The sequence below is a fragment of the Paenibacillus sp. Soil766 genome (genome assembly GCF_001428105.1).
Classification (GTDB): Bacteria; Bacillota; Bacilli; order Paenibacillales; family NBRC-103111; genus Paenibacillus_E.
Genome location: NZ_LMSJ01000007.1, coordinates 1 through 19,119, shown reverse-complemented (window position 1 = coordinate 19,119; position 19,119 = coordinate 1). Strand labels below are relative to the sequence as shown.

16 protein-coding genes are annotated in these 19,119 nt (G+C 44.5%); 4 read left to right on the top strand and 12 right to left on the bottom strand.

Annotation, left to right across the window (positions count from 1 at the left end; translation table 11 throughout):
- Positions 1-13: 13 nt before the first annotated feature.
- From ASG89_RS06310 to ASG89_RS06275, 8 genes are all read right to left on the bottom strand, one after another.
- The gene (locus ASG89_RS06310; RefSeq protein WP_063867741.1) at positions 14-1,459 is read right to left on the bottom strand and encodes an FAD-dependent oxidoreductase; all 1,446 of its coding nucleotides are present in this window, start codon (positions 1,457-1,459) and stop codon (positions 14-16) included.
- A gap of 272 nt (positions 1,460-1,731) precedes the next feature.
- Positions 1,732-2,421, bottom strand: coding sequence for a metal-dependent hydrolase (locus ASG89_RS06305; RefSeq protein ID WP_057309755.1), 690 nt, complete (start codon positions 2,419-2,421; stop codon positions 1,732-1,734).
- A 128-nt stretch (positions 2,422-2,549) separates the two neighbouring features.
- A complete protein-coding gene (locus ASG89_RS06300) occupies positions 2,550-3,842 on the bottom strand; it encodes an ABC transporter substrate-binding protein (RefSeq protein WP_057309754.1) in 1,293 nt (430 codons plus the stop codon).
- A gap of 75 nt (positions 3,843-3,917) precedes the next feature.
- On the bottom strand, positions 3,918-5,507 hold the full coding sequence (locus ASG89_RS06295; protein ID WP_057309753.1) for a response regulator: 1,590 nt from the start codon (positions 5,505-5,507) through the stop codon (positions 3,918-3,920).
- Between the two features lie 9 nt (positions 5,508-5,516).
- Positions 5,517-7,358 (bottom strand): sensor histidine kinase, encoded by a 1,842-nt coding sequence (locus ASG89_RS06290; RefSeq protein WP_057309751.1) that lies wholly within the window; start codon positions 7,356-7,358, stop codon positions 5,517-5,519.
- A gap of 54 nt (positions 7,359-7,412) precedes the next feature.
- Positions 7,413-8,225 (bottom strand): carbohydrate ABC transporter permease, encoded by an 813-nt coding sequence (locus ASG89_RS06285; protein WP_057309749.1) that lies wholly within the window; start codon positions 8,223-8,225, stop codon positions 7,413-7,415.
- Positions 8,226-8,241: 16 nt separating this feature from the next.
- Positions 8,242-9,162 carry a carbohydrate ABC transporter permease gene (locus ASG89_RS06280; protein ID WP_057309747.1) on the bottom strand — a complete coding sequence of 307 codons (921 nt, stop codon included), beginning with the start codon at positions 9,160-9,162 and terminating at the stop codon, positions 8,242-8,244.
- 89 nt (positions 9,163-9,251) lie between these two features.
- A complete protein-coding gene (locus ASG89_RS06275) occupies positions 9,252-10,568 on the bottom strand; it encodes an ABC transporter substrate-binding protein (protein ID WP_057309745.1) in 1,317 nt (438 codons plus the stop codon).
- A 373-nt stretch (positions 10,569-10,941) separates the two neighbouring features.
- Between ASG89_RS06275 and ASG89_RS06270 the strand changes: the two genes are divergently transcribed.
- Entirely contained in the window at positions 10,942-11,925 is a 984-nt protein-coding gene (locus ASG89_RS06270) for a 2-hydroxyacid dehydrogenase (RefSeq protein ID WP_057309743.1), read from the top strand.
- A 97-nt stretch (positions 11,926-12,022) separates the two neighbouring features.
- Here the strand turns inward: ASG89_RS06270 and ASG89_RS06265 are convergent, their stop codons facing one another.
- The gene (locus ASG89_RS06265; protein ID WP_057309741.1) at positions 12,023-13,108 is read right to left on the bottom strand and encodes a threonine aldolase family protein; all 1,086 of its coding nucleotides are present in this window, start codon (positions 13,106-13,108) and stop codon (positions 12,023-12,025) included.
- Between the two features lie 89 nt (positions 13,109-13,197).
- Here ASG89_RS06265 and ASG89_RS06260 point away from each other — a divergent pair, with 89 nt between their 5' ends.
- Both ASG89_RS06260 and ASG89_RS06255 read left to right on the top strand, forming a co-directional pair.
- Entirely contained in the window at positions 13,198-13,515 is a 318-nt protein-coding gene (locus ASG89_RS06260; protein ID WP_157276547.1) for a Rieske (2Fe-2S) protein, read from the top strand.
- Between the two features lie 69 nt (positions 13,516-13,584).
- Positions 13,585-14,346, top strand: coding sequence for a MerR family transcriptional regulator (locus tag ASG89_RS06255; RefSeq protein ID WP_057309739.1), 762 nt, complete (start codon positions 13,585-13,587; stop codon positions 14,344-14,346).
- Positions 14,347-14,517: 171 nt separating this feature from the next.
- Here the strand turns inward: ASG89_RS06255 and ASG89_RS06250 are convergent, their stop codons facing one another.
- From ASG89_RS06250 to ASG89_RS06240, 3 genes are all read right to left on the bottom strand, one after another.
- The gene (locus tag ASG89_RS06250) at positions 14,518-15,900 is read right to left on the bottom strand and encodes an MATE family efflux transporter (protein WP_057309737.1); all 1,383 of its coding nucleotides are present in this window, start codon (positions 15,898-15,900) and stop codon (positions 14,518-14,520) included.
- 160 nt (positions 15,901-16,060) lie between these two features.
- On the bottom strand, positions 16,061-17,080 hold the full coding sequence (locus tag ASG89_RS06245; RefSeq protein ID WP_057309735.1) for a Gfo/Idh/MocA family protein: 1,020 nt from the start codon (positions 17,078-17,080) through the stop codon (positions 16,061-16,063).
- Positions 17,081-17,082: 2 nt separating this feature from the next.
- On the bottom strand, positions 17,083-17,925 hold the full coding sequence (locus ASG89_RS06240) for a sugar phosphate isomerase/epimerase family protein (RefSeq protein WP_057309733.1): 843 nt from the start codon (positions 17,923-17,925) through the stop codon (positions 17,083-17,085).
- 150 nt (positions 17,926-18,075) lie between these two features.
- Here ASG89_RS06240 and ASG89_RS06235 point away from each other — a divergent pair, with 150 nt between their 5' ends.
- Positions 18,076-18,984: an AraC family transcriptional regulator gene (locus ASG89_RS06235; protein WP_057309731.1), complete on the top strand. Its 909-nt coding sequence runs from the start codon at positions 18,076-18,078 to the stop codon at positions 18,982-18,984.
- Positions 18,985-19,119: the final 135 nt, after the last annotated feature.

Genomic DNA, 19,119 nt, shown 5'->3' with positions numbered 1-19,119 from the left:
AGGTCTTTCACCCCTAACTTGGAATCATTTTAATCAATGCTTCTTCTAACGGCAGCTCGTATTCTTTCAGGAGGTCTGCAAGTAGTTGCTGTCCTTCCTCCGATGCCTCTAACACCGACTTGACCATCTGTGGATTAAACAACTCATGAAGCGATAAAGATAACGAATTAACTCCCCAGTACAAACCAAATAGTTTGAAATTCTGATTCGCAGTCCCTTCTTTCAGGATCAAATTCATATATCTGCTGCCAAAAGCAACCCCTTTGAGTGGCTCTGTTCCAGCCTCATATTCGACGCCATCCCACTGCAAATCCGCCGCACAATTTAACCACCAGGCAGGAGTAATGGCCTTATCTTGTATCTTTCGAAGTACCTTTTGTTCGAAATGTGGCTCTGGGTTATGCTGTCGCTCTTGCAACATGGTGTTTAGTAAATCCACTTCTATAGCAGCTACCGTCATCCCTTGACCAAAAATAGGGTCATAAATACAGAAAGCGTCGCCTAAAACCAACAATCCGTCTGGCCATCTTTCCATTTGCTCAAAATGATGACGATATAGTTCTGCTACGCGAAACCCCTTAGGCGTGCTGATTGGTTCTAGCTCACACAGGATTTCTGCAATCATGGGGGTAGGAAGCTGAGCAACTTCCCTTTCGAAATCTTCCGCATCCGTTGGTGGATACTGCCCACCTGGACGATACAGCAACATTTCAGCTACCTGATTCTCTATAAAGGAAAATACTCCCGTAAACGTTCCCTTGACGGGTTGGCCCATGATGTTAATCACATCCCATTTCTCGGTTAGGTGCTTCAAATGTGCAGGTACTTTATACCGACGTGTACTGTATCCGATAGCTGCTTTCATTCGGTCAGGGCTAGGTACGTCATATCCAAACTCCTTTAACCAATTCGTCAGTTTGGAGGCACGGCCACTAGCATCCACTACAAGATCTGCCATGAAATCGCTCTTCACTTCCACTCCCCTACCTCGAACTTGGACGCCGGTAATGGCCGAATGATCCGGAGTTGCGTGAAGCCCAATGACTTCATGCTCCACTAGCAGCCGTATATTGGGAATCTTCTTTATACGTTCACGAATAACCCATTCCAGTACAGCACGGCTGAACTTGATATCGTTCCGTTGATAAGGTCCGGCTACTGTTCCATATTGATTCATCATATGAACGGTTTTATGGAGTGAGCTTGGTGAACCAAGTGCTACCAGTTCTTCCTCATAGCCAGGAAAAAGCTGCTCCGTAATCATTTTACCACGTTGTGTGAACCTATGGGGATGAAAGCCATGCGGAGCACCATTCCGCTCTGCGGGATAATCCGGAAATTTGTCCTTGTCGATTAGGAGTACCTCTTTGTAATACGACGAGAGGACCCTCGCCGTCATTAAACCTGTAATGCTGCCACCGAACACGATAGCCTTGCCTTCTTTTTGTATATTTTTCATTTCATTCTCCCTCTCCATTTATCGATTGACTAAGTCAGTCAATATTAGAATAGGCGATTATTTTCCGTAAGTCAATAAGTTATATGCCTATTTTTTACAAAGCTAATCAATTAAGCAAAAGGAAATAATACGCCCTGTTAGAATTTCACAATAAAAATAAGGATACCCTCCACATATACGTGTGGGTATCCTCTTCGCATTGAATCTATACCTTCTGTTCTTCCTTAACTGCCTCTCTCATATCCGCTTGACTCGCCTTTTCGTCAATTCAACTAAAGTGTAATTTGTTGCCCAGGTGTCATCACTAAGCCTTTGATACCTTCTTCTTCCAGGCTTGCAACAAAAGCATCCGGATCTTGTTCAATCACTGGGAACGTATTATAGTGCATTGGGACAACGGTTTGAGCTTTCAAATATCTCGCAGCGATAACGGCATCTTCCGGCCCCATCGTGTAGTTATCCCCAATCGGCAGAAAGGCCAGATCAATCTCGTTCATTTTGCCAATCAGCTTCATATCTTTAAATAAACCCGTGTCCCCTGCGTGATAAATGGTTTTCCCCTCTACCCTAATCAAGAATCCACTCGCCATGCCTGTATAGATGTTTTCTTTCGTGCCTGGCGGATTATAGGAGGAATCGTGTAAAGCTAGCGTCAATTTCACTTTGCCAAAAGGAAACTCAAAGGCCCCGCCGATTCCCATTCCGTGTGTGTTGGCCCCCTCAAAGCCTAAATATCTGGCCAAATCGTTAGGAGCAATAACAGTTGCCTTGTTGCGCTCTGCAATAGATATCGTGTCCCCAACATGATCTCCATGTCCATGGGTAACAAGGATATAATCGGCCTTGATGTCTTCCGCTTTGACCGTTGCTTGCGGATTACCAGTAATGAAAGGGTCTATAATCAATGTGTGCTGCTCCAAGCGAATTTCGACACAACTTTGCCCGTGGAAAATAATGTTCATTGAAATTGATTCAGCTCCTTTGACATGTATATGTTCCTTTTAGTATAGGTGCCGCTTCGAATTAAAATACGCCCAGATCACCAAATATCCCCTCCCGGATAGTTCCGAAAGGGGACACATTGCTCAGCCTAGTTGGCCAACACACTATTCATTTTCTTCTCGAGTTGTACTAGCCCTTCTTCCGGATCTATTCCTCCCATTACGATGCTTTGAAGCTCTTCTGACAATGTTGTAAACATTGTCGCGTATTTATCTGTCTGTGGTGCAAATTTGACGCCATGCTGCGCTTCGATGAACAGCTTCCGATAAGGCAATTGCCTATATGCTTGACTTTGAAGAACCGCTCGATTGGCAGGTACATGGCCGGCTTGACCCCATAGCATGGAACCAACCTTCGAGAAATAAGACATGAATGCCATGGCAGCACGTTGTTTATCCTTCGTTACATAAGTCGGAATGACAAGTGTATGCGAGCTCCCCCACTGCATCGAACTTCCGAATAAGACGGGAAGCGGCATGATCCCCGCAGGAAGGGAGGCTTCACTTAAATGATAGCCTGCCTCCCAAACACCGCCCATCCAAAGCGCAGCTTGGCCATTATGAAACGTATCCCATGGTGTTTTATCGTTCACATCGGAGAGCTTGCTATCATAGATCTGTTGATAAAATTTCAACACGTGAAGCGCTTTGTCATTGTGGATGTTAATCTTCGCCTTGCTCTCATCGAGTAACTCCCCGCCTGCTTGATAATACATATTGAGAAATGGCTCTTGGAAATACGGCGTATTGACAGCAAATGGCTCCACATTCGGTACCTTAGCTTGAATCTGTTGCAGCATCTGAATAAATGCCTCCGGCGTTGAGACGGCCAGCTTGGGCGTTTCATCGTCATTCAACATTCCTGCTTTTTTCAAAATAGCTTTATTGTAATATAACATGTGAAAATGCGTGTCTAATGGGAGTGCATATGGCTTGCTCATGAAGCTTACACTTCGAACATTACTCTCCTCTAATTCCTTGAAATCAAATCCAACCTCACTCGCCAAAGTGTCCAATGGCATAATTTGCTTCGCCTTTACGAACGGTGACATCCGGTCAACATGAGCAACAGCCACATCCGGACCTTTCCCCGAAGAAAGAGCGGTACTCAATTTCACATAATATTCATTCGATTCTAACCGAAGCTGCTTCACGTAGACGGCCTTCTGCGAAGAATTGAAATCTTGAACAATGCGCTCTACGAACTCCCCTTCACCACCGCCGAATGGATTCCAGAACGAAATTTCCACGGGCGATACTGCGCTTTCCACGATTTTCTTATTCTTAGTATTGGACAGAATGGAGCATCCAGTAAGCACGAATGCGAGCGTCCATATACATCCGATTCCGACGATCCGTTTGAACTTTTTTTTATCTAACAATCCGATCCCCCTTCCCCCACCAGCCTGACAATAAACAGTTCCATAGTAAGCGTTTGCAATCAAGGGTAAGAAGACTTACGTTGACTTGTCTTCTTTGACTCGCACACGATATTCTGACGGGGATAGACCTGTTATTTTCTTAAATACTTTCGAGAAATATTTTGGATCTGGAATACCTACCAAATGGCCAATATCCGCGGTCTTGAGCTCACTTGTTAATAAGCTCATAGCTTTCTCAATGCGAATCCGGGTCAAATACTCCAGGAAGCTTTCACCCATTTCCTTTTTGAACAGATTGGCAAAATAGTTTTTGCTTAAGTGCACCAAACTGCTAATCGATTGCAGCGAAATCTCTTGTTGGTAGTACTGCCCGATATATTGCGCGGCCTTAATAATGCCATTGCGATCACTATGATACACGCCGATCATATGCCGAACGAGTTCCTCAAATGCTTGCAGAAACCATGCTTTACTCATCTGAATCGTCTCAAGTTTGGATAATTGCTCATAGTACTGTTTCTTTAATTGGAGGATGCTTTGCTGATCACTTGCCACTTCTGACCATAATGTCGTTAGGAGGATGAGCAGCTCCAGTGAAATAATTTCCACGAGATCATAATCTTTACGTGCTGTAAGCTGTTCGAAAATATCCTCTAAGTACACGTGCAGCTCTTTCGTTTGAAAAGCATACACCATCGCATGGATATGCGTTGTGCTCACTTTGATATTATCTGCCAACTGGCTTGACAGGGGGATATAATCAACACCATACAGAATGGCTCGTTCCGGTCCAATGAACATTTTATATTTCGCAGCCGCTTTCGCTTGCTCGTAGGCTTGATGAAGATTAGCCCAATGGGACACACTCTTACTTACACCTATTGTACATGACATTGCATAAGATTCCTTGAGATCGTGAAGAACAGCTTGCAACCATGCCTTCCTCTCAGCCATGCCCTCAACCTTCATTCCCCTTGCATAAAGAAGCACATTCATTTCTCCTTGCCGATCCGGAAAAGCCTCATAAGCATCCTCTGAGGAATTCGCCATCACTTTTGCAAACGCCTTGCGTATCAAGGCTTGCCCCTCCTCAACACTCTGCGTCCACGCATTCTTCACAATATGGAGCACATACAGGGGCAGCTTAGCTTCGGAGAGCCTCAAGCTTGCTACGATTTCTTGACTGCGCGCCGGATTCGTTTCTTCAAGGAGCTCAATCATCCGCTTTTCTTTGACGAGAGGCTCCACTTCGCTTACCAAATCCTTCTGCTCTCTAACAGGTGACGTCGTGAAGATCGATTCCCTCACTCGTTGCAGCGTTTCCTCAAAGTCACGAGGCATCATATCTGATTTGATCATATATTCGGACACCCCATTACGAATCGCCTCTTTCGCATAGTGGAAATCCTCCAAATTGCTCAGAATAACTATTTTCATATGCGGATAACTTTTACGAACTTCCGTAATTAGCGTGATGCCATCCATGATAGGCATTTTGATATCTGTGATGAGAATATCAGGCGGGTTCTCGCGGATCAATGTCAGCGCTTCTTGCCCATTCGCGGCTTCACCGCTAACCGATAACCCAAGCTTATCCCAATCAATCATCGAACGAATACCGAACCTCACGATATATTCATCTTCCACTATCACAACTCGAAACATGCTCTGCACCTACTTCATTGCTGGAAGTCTGATATGAATATGTGTACCAGCACCAGGATCACTTTGAATGTCTAAACCATAGGACTTCCCACAAATGAGTTTAATTCGTTCATCCACATTGGCTAAGCCAATCCCACTTACTTTATCAACAGAGGGAGCAACATGTCGATTAAGACTTTGAACCAAGCTTGCGTCCATACCGCGTCCATTATCCTCCACCTCAAAGCGTATCCCGCCATCTGAGTGGATACCGCACCGAATGTGAATTTCTCCAGTTTCTCTGTCTGTAAAAGCATGAAGAATCGCATTCTCCACAATGGGTTGAAGGATCAGCTTTGGTGTACGATACGAACGCACCTCTTCGTTCAAATGAACGAACGTCTCGATATTAAAGTTGAATCGGAATTTCTGAATGCCCAGATAGCACTGCACATGCTCGATCTCCTCTTCGATGGTCACTGTTTCTTCGCCTTTACCCAAGCTAATCCGCAACAATCGGGATAGGAGACTAACCATTTCAGCTGCATGATTGGCTTTCTGCAGAAGCGCCGTCCATTTAATAATATCCAGTGTATTATACAAGAAATGCGGATTAATTTGCGCTTGTAATGCTTTTAATTCGGCTACGCGCTTATGATTCTGCTCCTCATAAACAGTTTCCAATAGTCCATCAATTCGTGTAACCATGTAGTTAAAGTTTTCGCCCAAAATATCGAATTCATCATTTCGACGCTTCGCTTTGAAACGGACAGTCAGGTCACCTGACATAACTTGCCGCATCAATCGAATCATTTTCAGAATCGGCTTGGAGATCGAATTGGTTAGCAAGATTGCCGTCAATATGGAGAATAAGATACATATGAAAGCGATCACCATAATAATCTGCAGCAATCGATTAGAATCTTTGTACAGGGAAGCCTCCGAAATGACATTGACGACAATCCAGTCGTTTGTATGCAGTTTTTTATAATTTACAATCAATCTTTCACCTTGATATTTCAACGGAAAGACAGATTCGTCTGTCGTAGAACGAAACATCTCCGTGTAACCATCTTCGCCTAGCACTTCTTTCACACTTTTGCCCAATACGGTGCTGTCTGGGTAAGAGATGATATGTCCTGAACCATCAATCACGAAGCTTTCAATATCCATATTACTCTTGGTCGTTCGAGCTCCGATTTCTTTCAGTACATCCTCGCGAATGTCCAGCACGGCAATGATCCCAACAGGACTATCGTCTGACATTTTGTATATTTGCTTGGCCAGTGAGAAGACGTGAACATTTTGCGTATTTAAACTATCTACATAAGTTCCCAGTCGCGTGGAGAACCACCGAAAATTGCTGCCATCCTCCAAGGTCTGAAGGAACGGGGATACCTTCTCGCTTGACCGATCGTTCCATCTATAGATACCTTTGATATAATGCCCAGGTGAAAGGAACGAAATCGACTGTATATCCTGATTAATCGCGATAATGGTCGATAGCTTCGTCGTCAGGGATAGACTATCTAGATCATATTGAGCAGGATCCGCGCGATCCAAAGTCCGCAGCATCGTAACAATCTCATTGTTATTGACGACTTGCATCATCATATCTTTGTAAATGCCAAGTCTCGTGTCGATATTCTCCGCGGTCTGCTTCAAGAGTTGTTCCGAGTATTCCGTTACTTTATTGTTGATCGTTGACTTCGATATCGAATACGAAATAAACCCCAAGGCAAGCAAGGGAGTTAGCGAAAAGAGGAACAACAACAGCATCCACTTATAGCGAATGCTGCTCGTCCATGTATGCATCCATGAAGGAAGTCGTTTGTGGCGTTGTCGCGTCGCAACCTCTGATGCTTGGGTCATCGTTGTAGCAACCCTTTCTGGGAAGAGAATCTGAGTCTTATAAATCCAAGCTTATTAACCTTTAATACCGGACATTGCCACGCCCTGCACGATTTGACGCTGCAGGATAGCAAACACCAGGATCGTTGGAATTGCCGCTATTGCGCTGGCTGCCATGATCAGATTCAAGGACATCGTATTATTCGACAAAAATGTCGGTAGTCCTGCTGATAAGATCATGTTCTCTTGCGAGGTAATGGAAAGATAAGGCCACAAGAAATTGTTCCACGATAAAATAAAGTAGAAAATCCCGACAGAAAACATAGCAGATCTAGTAAGCGGCAAACAGATGCGATACCATAATCCAAAATTTCTACAACCATCGATTTGTGCTGCTTCGATATAGTCCTTCGGGACGCCGTCCATGAACTGCTTCAACAGCAGGATCCCAATTGGATTCGTGAGCCCAGGTAGAATAATCGCCCACATGTTATCAATTAGTTTCAGATGAAGCGTCGTTTCGTAAAGCGGAATCAGAATCGCTTCCGTAGGAATTAATAAGCCGGAGACGATGACCAGGTAGAACAATCCTCTGGACTTGAAAGGCAGCTTCGAGAAGGAGAACGCCGCTAAGGAGCTGAAGATAAGCGAAATAACGGTTGTCAGAACTCCGATAACAGCACTGTTCCACGTCCAACGCAGGATCTGCGAGTCTTTGATCACCTTCGTATAATTATGCAAATGTAAATCCGAGACATTCACCCAGTCACTTAGTGCGGAGACATTTACCCCGTCCGGTTTAAGAGATACAATAAGCATCCAAATCAATGGAAACATAAATAAGAGGGCCAGCATCACAGCGATGATGTTAATTGCAAATCCTTTCATGTTCAACCAACCTCCGTCAATCTTTTCTGTCTGTTAATTTGAACTGTACTGCTGCGAGGAGCAGCATGATGACGCAGAATACGATCGACTGCGCTGAAGCAAGTCCGAACATATCCTTTTTGAACCCTGTAACATAAATGTAGCGAATCATTGTATTCGTGGAGTCCCCTGGACCTCCGCCGGTCATGATCTGTACTTGCCCGAACAACTTTAAACACGAGATAATTTGATAGAATACTTGTATTTGCATGACTCTCGACAGTCCTGGGAGCGTAATATGAATGAATTGCTTCCAAGCGCCAGCGCCATCTATTTTCGCAGCTTCATAATGATCCGTAGGAATTTCTTGCAAGCCAGCTAGGAATAGTACCATCACGAAACCTACTGACCACCAATCGGTTGTAAGGGTAATGGCCCACCAAGCGAAATGTTTATCCGTCAGCCAGTGAATGTCACCAGGTAAACCAATGAGTTTCAAGAACGCGTTAATCGGGCCATACTTCGAGTCGAAGAGTCGGAGCCATATGAAACTGATGACTGAAACGGAAAGTACATAAGGCAGGAAAAACATAGAACGAATGAGCGTTCGAAAGCGGAGATTCTGATTAATCAGCAATGCTAAAACAAGACCAAGCACGATAATTGTCGGTGTACAGATGATAACAAAGTAAATCGAGTGCCACACATACAGATAAAAATTAGAATCACTAAAAATCTTTTTATAATTCGCTAAGCCAACATACTTCTGCATCCCCTGAATGCCCCAAACGTGCAAGCTCATCCAGGCGCCTCGCCCTACAGGCCACAGATAGAAGATGGCAAAAGGGATCAGAAACGGCAGCAGATACAACATGGCCTTCAATTCCAAAGCTATTCGTAACGGTTTACGTTCGCGGAGGACCCATGTCCGTTCACGCTCACTTACTTTTGTCTCCATTGGCTCTTCTCCTTGTTCTTTTTCTGTATAAAAGCGGGTGAAGCCGCCGCTAGCTTTAATGGAAGCTTCACCCGATTTGAAACGGCGTCTTAATTCGTTAAAATATCATTGATTTCCTTATCCATACTTTTCAATCCATCTTCCGGAGATTGCTTACCGAATAGGATGTTCTGTAAAGACTCTGACACCGTCGTGATAATCGTTGTGTACTTATCTGTTTTTGGTGCGAATTTCACTGTTTTCTGCGCTTCGATAAAGAAATTACGGTATGGCAGCTTTTTGTACTCATCGCTTGTTGTAACTGCGCTGTTAGTAGGTACATGTCCGGCTTGCCCCCACGTTTTGCCACCTACCTCAGAGAAGTACTTCATGAATTTCGCTGAAGCTTCTTGCTTCTCTGTTGTTACGTAAGACGGTACGACGAGCAGGTGTGAGCTTCCCCAGTGTGTTTGGCTGCCGAAGATTGCTGGCAGCGGCATTGCACCAATATTCAAAGCTTTATCGCCCAGCAAGAGTCCCGCTTCCCACACACCACCGAACCAAAGTGCTGCTTTGCCGCTGTGGAAGGAATCCCAAGGTGTTTTATCATTGAGATCAGTGTATTTGTTTTTGTATAGATCCATGTAAAACTTAAGAACATTCAAGGCTTTTTCATTGTTGATCGCAGATTTCGTCATATCACCATTCAAAATATCGCCGCCTGCTTCATAGTACAAATTCAGGAATGGCTCTTGGAAATATGGTGTATTCACGGCTAACGCCTGCACACCCGGTACTTTAGCTTGAATTTGCGCTAATGTTTTCTTAAAGCCATCCGGCGTCAAATCTCCCAGCTTCGGTGTGCCATCGTCGTTCAGCAGCTCAGCTTTCTTAAGCAGATCCTTGTTGTAATAGAACATATGGAAATGTGTATCTAACGGCAGTGCGTAAGGCTTTCCGTCATAGCTCACGCTTTTGATGTTGGAATCTGACACTTGCTTCAGATCAAATCCGACCTTGCTGGCAAGCCCATCAATCGGTAAAATTTGCTTCGCTTTGACGAAGGGAGATATCCGGTCCACGTGAGCCACGGCAACATCTGGCCCCTTCGAAGATGATAGTGCTGTACTTAGCTTCGCATAGTACTCATTCGATTCTAAGCGCAGCTGTTTCACGATAACTTCCTTCTGGGAATCGTTATAGCCTTTGACAATCTGATCTACGAAATCGCCTTCACCACCGCCGAACATATTCCAGAAAGTGATCTCTACGGGATTCGCTGCTTTGGTTGTCTCTACGGCTTTCGTTGTCTCGGAAGCTGTCGTCGTTGTTGTTTTGGTATCGCTTTCTTTTGTGCTCGAGCAGCCTGTCGCTACCATAGCAAGTGCAATACTTGCGGTAAGCAAACTAGTTAATTTCTTTTTCATTGTGATGAACAACCCTCTCTCATTCGGTTTATGTTAGTTGCGAAAGCCCTTTCATTCGGATATAAGGGCTTTCCTTGGTTCTAACTTTACAGGGAATCGCTCCGCGTCTAAACCGATAAAACCGTCAACTTTAGGGAACAAACGTAAGATATCATCAGACTACATTTAGGGTAAAAGGTGACGATGTTACGATTGGAGGGGTAAATCGTACGTTCGAAAAGGGTGATTCATCTCTAGCGGTCTAGTAGATTTAAATATATTAATCCGATAAGTTTAGCTATAATGTAACAGACTACATAAAGTCTGCTTTGACTGTCAGACACATTATCCCAGCAACTTTATATTCCATTAAGAAACTCAAGGAGGAATACTCATGTCGACCAAGCCCAAAATACTCGTTACCCACAAATTACCGAAATCCGTTCAAGATTATTTGAATCTCCATGGTGATTGTACGTTCTGGAATCAGGAAGGCAGTATGCCTCGTAGTGTCATCTTGGACAAAGTCTCTGATGCGGAGGGAATCCTAGGGGGAACAATTGACGAGGAACTGTTAAGTTGCGCACCAAAGCTTCGTGTGGCGAGTACATCTTCCGTCGGTTACAATCATTTTGATATAGATGCAATGAGATCCCACGGTGTAATCGGTACACATACACCTTATGTACTGGATGGCACCGTAGCCGATCTGGTTCTCGCTTTGATGCTAAGTGCAGGGCGAAGAATTGCTGAACTGGACGCTTATGTGAAACAGGGGAAATGGCAAAAGGGAACGAACGGTACGGAATTATTCGGTGTAGATGTACATCATTCAACGCTAGGAATTATTGGCATGGGACGGATTGGCGAAGCGATCGCCCAGCGAGCTGTTTTTGGCTTCGATATGAATCTGCTGTATCACAGCCGCCGTCCAAAAAAAGATGTAGACGAACGATTCAATGCCCGTTTCTGCGAACTGGATGAGCTGCTAAGTGAATCAGACTACATCGTAGTGATGACTCCTCTAACGACAGAGACGAAACATATGATCGGCGAGGAGCAGTTTAATCTTATGAAGCCGTCAGCGATCTTCATCAATGCCTCCCGAGGAGCAACCGTAGACGAACAAGCGCTGATCAAGGCGCTTCAGCAAGGAAAAATTCGAGGAGCTGGTCTGGATGTTTTCGATATCGAGCCAACTCCTACTGATAATCCGTTGTTGCGTATGCCGAATGTAGTCACTTTACCTCATATCGGTTCTGCGACTGCAAGAACTCGTAATGATATGGCTGAGCTTGCAGCTAGGAATCTTGTGGAAGCTTTGAACGGTGGTCAGGCTTATGTTGTACAGGAACTAAAGGATTTGGTTCCTAATTAACGTGTAGCTTCCCTTTTACTCCAAGACGATATAAAAAGGATCTTCACAGCCTGAATGAAGGCACGAGGATCCTTTTTTCACATTAACATGTATACATTCATTGCAGCATTGTAGCCAACCGCTCAAACGTCAACTTCAGCAGATCCTTCGGAATTTGCGCGAATGCATCGCCAATACTTACTTCGAACGAACAAATCCCCTCACTCGATTCACGTAGATAATGGATCAATCCTACACCTGTCTCCATGTACAACCCGACAAGAATTGGCTCAAGCTTCTCTTTCGGCATCGCGATATGAACGTGGAACATATTCGTTACCGGTATCCGCGGCAAGGTAGTCACGAGATGACAACTATTATATAGTGCAGCAAGCTCCACGGCTTCTACATAGTATTGCCCCATTTTCGGCTCACGCTTCTTGAAATAGTAGCTTGCGCTAAGGTAATAAGGATACAGGCTAATTAGATCGCCACCATGCCGCCTTTTCCATACCTTCGATTTCGCCGTAAACGCCTCATCACCTGCCAGAATCGCACCGGCAACACCGCCAATGCCTTTGTAGAAGGAGATATACACACTATCGAAAAGCGAACACAATTCCGCCGCGGACTTCTGATAATACGGCAGCACCTCATACAATCTAGCACCATCCAGATGCAGCTTGATTCCTTTGGCACGACAATGTGCCGAAATCATAACGAGCTCCTCGAAGGACGGCAGCTCACCACCAATTTCTCGCTGTGGCAACTCAATTAAGAGACACGCGATTTCTTCTTTGAGCTCAAGAATCTCCTCCAATCGAATCAAGCGATCCTTCTCGCCAAGCAAAATAGATTCAATCTGGTGCAGCTCCTTCAAGCCGTACTCTTCATGAATTTCCAAATGGCTTAATGGATGATACGCGACCTTGCGGATTCCCTTCTCATCACACCAAATTCGTAGAGCAATCTGCTGTGCCATCGTCCCGCTGGGGAAAAAAACTGCCTTCTCTTTGCCAAGATAAGCGGCCATTTCTGCCTGAAAGCTCTCTATACTTTCGCCAGTTCCATACATATCATTCTCAATCTTGCCATCGAGCCCATCTAAGGCATCTTTTAAAATTTGAATATTTTTGCGGCCGTGCCCACCTACTGGATACGAGGTTTGGCGGAAGGCTGCTGCTAATGGAGATAATGTAGGCATGTGGATCGTGCTCCTTTGTTTTGCCATCTGCTTAGAGATCTTTGCTGTCGTTTGGATTATAATAAAATTAATGAAGAAGATATCCCCTTTTGAATAGGAGCATCCCCATGAATGAAATCCTGATTGGTTCTAAGGAACAGTTTACTGCAAACCCGTCCGAAGTGAAAGTGAATGGCAAGCGATTCTTCCTTACGGAAGCGGATGGTGTCTACTCCTTGCTCTCTAGTCGATGCCCCCACGCCGGTTATGCGGTCGAACTAGAGAATGGTGAACTGGAATGTCCGCTGCACGGCTGGACCTTTGAAGTGCACACAGGCCGTTGTCACAATGTCCCGAATGCAAGGCTTCAACCCTTTGATGTCATCGAAAAAGAAGGTCTTCTATACGCACTGATGGACCTGTCATAAAAATGCGAAAAAGGTATTGACATTAACGCTACGTAAACCCTTACAGTTAAGTTGTCAGGAGGTGATCAGATGGAATACACGGTACAGCACTTGGGGAAGTTGGCTGGAATCAGCACTCGTACACTTCGCTATTACGATGAGATTGAACTTCTTATGCCGGCAAGAATCAACTCATCCGGATATCGCATTTACGGGCAATATGAGGTGGACCGACTGCAGCAGATTTTATTTTATCGGGAGCTAGGCATCCCACTGGAGCAAATCAAAGACATCATGTCGTCCCCTACTTATGACGGAACCCGTGCACTGATGAACCATCGAGAGCAGCTTCTCGACAAGCGGAAACAATTGGACATTCTCATTGCCAATGTTGAACAAACCATTGCTTCCAATGAAGGGAGACTTACCATGTCGAATAAAGAGAAATTTGAAGGCTTCAAACAAAAGTTGATTGATGATAACGAGAAGAAATACGGGAAAGAAATTCGTGAGAAATACGGCGATGACAAAGTGAATAAGAGCAATCAGAAGCTTCAAAACATGACGCAAGAGCAACACGAAGAGGTAACTCGCTTAGCGGAGGAAGTTGCGGAAAACTTAGCGGAGGCTTTCAAGCAAGGAGATCCCGCAAGTGAATTAGCACAAAAAGCAGCTGATTTGCACAGACAATGGATTACCTACTATTGGACGGAGTACAGCAAGGAAGCTCATGCTGGAGTGGCTGATATGTATGTAGCTGATGAAAGATTCAAAGCCTATTATGATGTGAATCAACCAGGTACGGCAGAGTTTTTGAGAGATGCGATCCATATCTATACAGGGGTACACTAGCACGTTTTCTATGATTTTTCTATGATTTCCTACAAACATCCAATTCTTTTACAAGAAACTGAATATAGTATGATTACCAGCCGCCAGCTACAACCCTCATGTCATCTTTTTCATAATACGAAAGAAGCCTAGAACCCTCTAATCGAGAGTTTTAGGCTTCTTCATTTACAATCAAGCCGAATGGGCCAATGCCTCGCCGCTCGGTTTTACCAGTGATTTACTTTGCCAAACACGGCTTCGCCAACGCAGATACATCAGCAAACCTCTCACCCACTCATCAACTGTAAAAGCAACCCATACACCCAGTAGGCCCATCTCTAAATGAATCCCCAGATAGTAAGCTAATGGAACAGCAATCCCCCACATCGAGACAACCCCCATCATCACCGGGAATCTAGCATCTCCAGCAGCACGTAATGAATTAATGACAACCAAGTTAAACGTTCTACCGGGTTCCAGAATGATAGAAAGAAGTAGAATGGTCGATCCCATAGCAATGATATCGGTATTATCCGTAAATAGTCCTAGCAGTTCTTTCCGGAAAATCGACGTAATCCCCACGATAACGAATGTCAGAACGAAAGTAATCTTCAAGCTTCGAATCAATTTATGATAAGCCGCTTGAAACGCCCCGGCACCCACCATGTGCCCAATGATGATTTCCGTCCCCATGCCAATTGCCATCCCCAGGGCCATGAAATAATTAGTCACATTCATCACGTACACATGCGCACTTAGAGCCGTAGCCCCGATAATATTAATAAAGCTGAAAATCATCAAATATTGGGACTGCCATGAAATATGCTCTCCAGCGGAAGGCAATCCAATACTAAGAATTTGTTTCACAATCTTAGATTTGAAGCTCACATAATGCTTGAGAAGAATCGGAACCTGTAAGCGACGATATAAAATGACCACAAGAACAATAAGTCCTAGAAGTCGACTTACAACCGTTGAAACAGCCGCGCCAGTAACCCCCCATTCGGGGAATCCCAGATTTCCAAAAATCAGGAGACTGTTACCTACGATGTGGATCACGTTAACCCCCAGCGTAACGAACATCACGTCTCGGGTCTGACCATTGGAGCGCAGTACCGAAGAAATCGCATACGACAACGCTTCAATCCAAATAAATGCGGAGATGATCGTTAAGTATTTTTTGGCGATCGCAATTTGTTGAGGATCCAAATGCATCACATGCATCAATGGCTCGCCAAACACAACTAACGCGATACTCACGATAATGCCGAAAATCAAATTAATCGTAATGGCCAACGCAGAAATCCGACTTGCTTCCTTCACCTTGCCTGCTCCCAGATGCTGAGCAACAGCCACACTCGTCCCTATACCTACAAAACCAAACATCAGAATACAGAACACGATAATTTCATTCGCTAAACCCACGGCTCCCGTTACTTCATCCGAAATTCGGCTTAACATGAAGACATCCGCTGTACCTAACATCATTCGTAAAACAGAGTCAATAAAAATCGGCCAAGTGACTGCGAATAGACGGAGTTTTTGCCACGATGCTGTTGAATCTATGTCTTTCATTCGTCTTCACCTCTAGTTATTGCAAATGCAATTAGCATAGAATACGTAAGCGATTGCAGTCAAATGAAAATAATTAACACTCTGATTTTCACCTAGCTCGCTCTTTCTGGCTTAGTAAAAAAACCTTAGAAATCAGGATCGATTTCCAAGGTTTTATCATTTATTTCACTTCTACCCAAGCGCCTTGCTTGTCTGCAGATGCCATCTCAGCGACAGCAATTTCAATTGTTTCCCGTGTACTAGCAGGCGTTGCCGTCGTAACCGATTCTCCTGCGAGAAGCGTCTCAATGAAATATTTCAACTCCAGATAATAGCCCATCTCTGGCGATAGCTCCGGACTGAATCCAGGTGCATCATTCAGGTTCACTTTCAACCCACTCGCGCCAAAAATAATGTTCGCTTTCTCAAAATTAACACGATACTGCATGTCAAAGCCATAATCACCTTCCAGCGTCCAGTCGGCTTGCGCATTAATAACTTTGCCATCCCCGTACAAATAATTCGTAGATACGACATCATAGCCGCTGCCTGGAACTACATTTCGTGCCAAACAAGAAACGGATTCTGGTTTTCCGAACAGCCAGTTGACCATATCAATATCATGTACATGCATATCGAGTAAAGCTCCGCCGCTCTTCTCCTTATCGATTAGCCATGGTCCCCAAGTCGGGGTAGCGCCGCCGCGGTAGAAATAACCGCTCGTCACGTTTCCGTATGTCCTCTTCTCCACAGCTTCTTTCAAGTATACATAAGCTGGCCAAAAGCGCAGACACTGTCCAATCATCAACTGTTTACCATTCGCTTCAGCAGCTTCAATCATCTCTGCACACTCTTGCGGATTTGAAGCCATAGGCTTCTCACACAGCACGTGCAGACCTTTATTTAGACATTCTATTGTAATATCACGGTGTAAGTATGTCGGGAGAGCTAGATCTACGTAATCCAACTGCTCTTTCTCAATCATCTCGGACACACTCGTATACTTCGCGTAGAGGTTGAAATCGATCGCCGAATCACCTGTATCAATATTTCCTGCAATCGCGTTGCCTTCTAGCTTCACAGGGTCAATATCACATAAGGCAACAACTTTAATCGCAACACCTTCTGCTTCCAGTCTTACATAATTCTCTAGATGTGTTCTTCCCATGAAACCTAGTCCAACGAGTCCGATTCTTAGCATGATTATTTCCTCCCTAGAATAGCATCCATCGCACCGGAAGTATTGTATACAATTTGCTCACCGTGATGCGTATAGCCTGGGATCATTTCAGCGATCACATAATCTTCATACCCAATCGTTTGAAGAGCCTTCATTACTTCCGGATAATTCACATCGCCTGCAAGCAGGTCAACGAAACCATGTAAACCGCCCGCAGCGCGGCGATAGTCTTTGAAATGTACTTTTTTGATACGATGGCTCAAGATTGAAATCCAATGTTCCGGATACCCCGAGAATATCACATTCCCTACATCGAAATATGCGCCTACATAAGGTGAGTTCACTTTATCAATGAAATCTCGCATTTCCAGCGGTGATAGTAGAAATTTGTTCCACACATTTTCAATCCCAATCGAAACCTTCAAGGACTCTGCAACCTTTGAGAGCTCCTGTATAGCTTCAAGCGAGTAGTCATAGGCTTGGTCATACGGAACTACTTCAGAATCAGGAATGAAATCAACACCTACCGCACCAGGTACGACCAAAATCGTGTCAACTCCAAGTGCCGCGGCGTGCTCAAGCTGCTTCTTCACAATGTCCTTCGCTTTTTGACGCGTTTGCGGAGCACTGCTTGTCAAGGAATAGGACCAGAATAAGCCTGTTGCAAGGCTGCTTACCTCAATTCCTGTTTCGTCAGCATGCTGGCGATATGCACGAACTTCACTTTCCGTGCTTTCCAGACTAAGCTCACCTGTTTCGTTCAAAGCTAACTCAATGCCGTCGAACCCGGCTTTTTTCGCAGTTGTAATACAATCTTTCACGCTCATGGAGCCTGGAAATGACCAAATATTGATCCCTTTTTTCATTGTTATCTCCTCCTCTTCTTTCCTTTATTATAAAAGAGAGATGTCACATTGGATTTATCTATTAAGCCGAATTATTTGCACTTTAGCTAAATTGAATGTGGTAAAATGGCTGTAATCGGGAAGAAAATCCCCTTAGAGAGGACGGACAGCATGGATTTCCCAAGGATCTATTTACAAGAATCTCTTTCAATCGAAGCACTCATTTCCTTTCACTATTTTGAATATGCCAAAGGGTTTGTGTTCGACGGTGAGCAGCATGACTTCTGGGAAATTCTTTACGTGGACAAGGGGGAAGTTGAGGTTCGAGCCGATGATGTCATCCATACCCTCCAGCAGGGGAATATGATCTTCCACAAGCCTGAAGAGTTCCATACTGTTCATGTCAGACATGCGCATAAGCCGCCGAATCTCATCGTCATCGCCTTCGCATGCCATTCTGAGGCTATGTCCCAGCTAGCTAATAAAGTCGTATCGTTAGGCGATCGCGAACGCAATATGCTTTCGATCATCACGCAAGAGGGATTTCATGCGTTCCTCCCTCCCTTCGACTCTCCTTCCGTTCATTTGTTAGAACGAAACAAAGAGGCGTCCTTTGCTAGTGAGCAGCTCATCAAAGCTTATTTAGAAATCCTCCTCATTACCCTCATCCGTAAACAAGAAGCTCGGGGAACCGTTCAGGAAGCTCAGAAATGGAAACAATCCTCTTTGCAAAAAGAGAAAGCTGAGGTTGGGCTTGTCGATCAGATTATAGCCTATTTGAGTGATCATCTGGCAGATTCGTTTACGCTCGATGACCTCTGCCAAACCTTCCATCTGGGCAAGAGTCGGTTGAAGGAGCTCTTTCAATCCCAGAGAGGAATGGGCATTATGGAAGCCTTCAAACTACTCAAGATCGAGCAAGCCAAAACCTACATGCGTGAAGGACCGTATAACATAACAGAAATTGCGAGCTTACTGGGTTATACAAGCATTCACTATTTTTCTAGGGATTTTAAGAAAACCGTCGGCATGTCACCCTCTGATTATGCCAAATCTGTGAAAGCTAGAGTGCAGCGATAAACGACATACTAACATGAGAAAGCAGCCTACTAGTAGATGAAGTGACCCCTTAAAGTTAGACATATATATTAAGCAACCTGTTGGGCATGGGCTCGGTATTGTACTGGGCTCATGCCTTTTAATTTTGACTTTATC

Excerpts from the sequence above, each read along its gene's own strand:
- ASG89_RS06310 (WP_063867741.1), bottom strand. The coding sequence starts at position 1,459 with ATGAAAAATATACAAAAAGAAGGCAAGGCTATCGTGTTCGGTGGCAGC.
- ASG89_RS06305 (WP_057309755.1), bottom strand. The coding sequence starts at position 2,421 with ATGAACATTATTTTCCACGGGCAAAGTTGTGTCGAAATTCGCTTGGAG.
- ASG89_RS06295 (WP_057309753.1), bottom strand. The coding sequence starts at position 5,507 with ATGTTTCGAGTTGTGATAGTGGAAGATGAATATATCGTGAGGTTCGGT.
- ASG89_RS06290 (WP_057309751.1), bottom strand. The coding sequence starts at position 7,358 with ATGACCCAAGCATCAGAGGTTGCGACGCGACAACGCCACAAACGACTT.
- ASG89_RS06285 (WP_057309749.1), bottom strand. The coding sequence starts at position 8,225 with ATGAAAGGATTTGCAATTAACATCATCGCTGTGATGCTGGCCCTCTTA.
- ASG89_RS06280 (WP_057309747.1), bottom strand. The coding sequence starts at position 9,162 with ATGGAGACAAAAGTAAGTGAGCGTGAACGGACATGGGTCCTCCGCGAA.
- ASG89_RS06275 (WP_057309745.1), bottom strand. The coding sequence starts at position 10,568 with ATGAAAAAGAAATTAACTAGTTTGCTTACCGCAAGTATTGCACTTGCT.
- ASG89_RS06270 (WP_057309743.1), top strand. The coding sequence starts at position 10,942 with ATGTCGACCAAGCCCAAAATACTCGTTACCCACAAATTACCGAAATCC.
- ASG89_RS06265 (WP_057309741.1), bottom strand. The coding sequence starts at position 13,108 with ATGCCTACATTATCTCCATTAGCAGCAGCCTTCCGCCAAACCTCGTAT.
- ASG89_RS06255 (WP_057309739.1), top strand. The coding sequence starts at position 13,585 with ATGGAATACACGGTACAGCACTTGGGGAAGTTGGCTGGAATCAGCACT.
- ASG89_RS06250 (WP_057309737.1), bottom strand. The coding sequence starts at position 15,900 with ATGAAAGACATAGATTCAACAGCATCGTGGCAAAAACTCCGTCTATTC.
- ASG89_RS06245 (WP_057309735.1), bottom strand. The coding sequence starts at position 17,080 with ATGCTAAGAATCGGACTCGTTGGACTAGGTTTCATGGGAAGAACACAT.
- ASG89_RS06240 (WP_057309733.1), bottom strand. The coding sequence starts at position 17,925 with ATGAAAAAAGGGATCAATATTTGGTCATTTCCAGGCTCCATGAGCGTG.
- ASG89_RS06235 (WP_057309731.1), top strand. The coding sequence starts at position 18,076 with ATGGATTTCCCAAGGATCTATTTACAAGAATCTCTTTCAATCGAAGCA.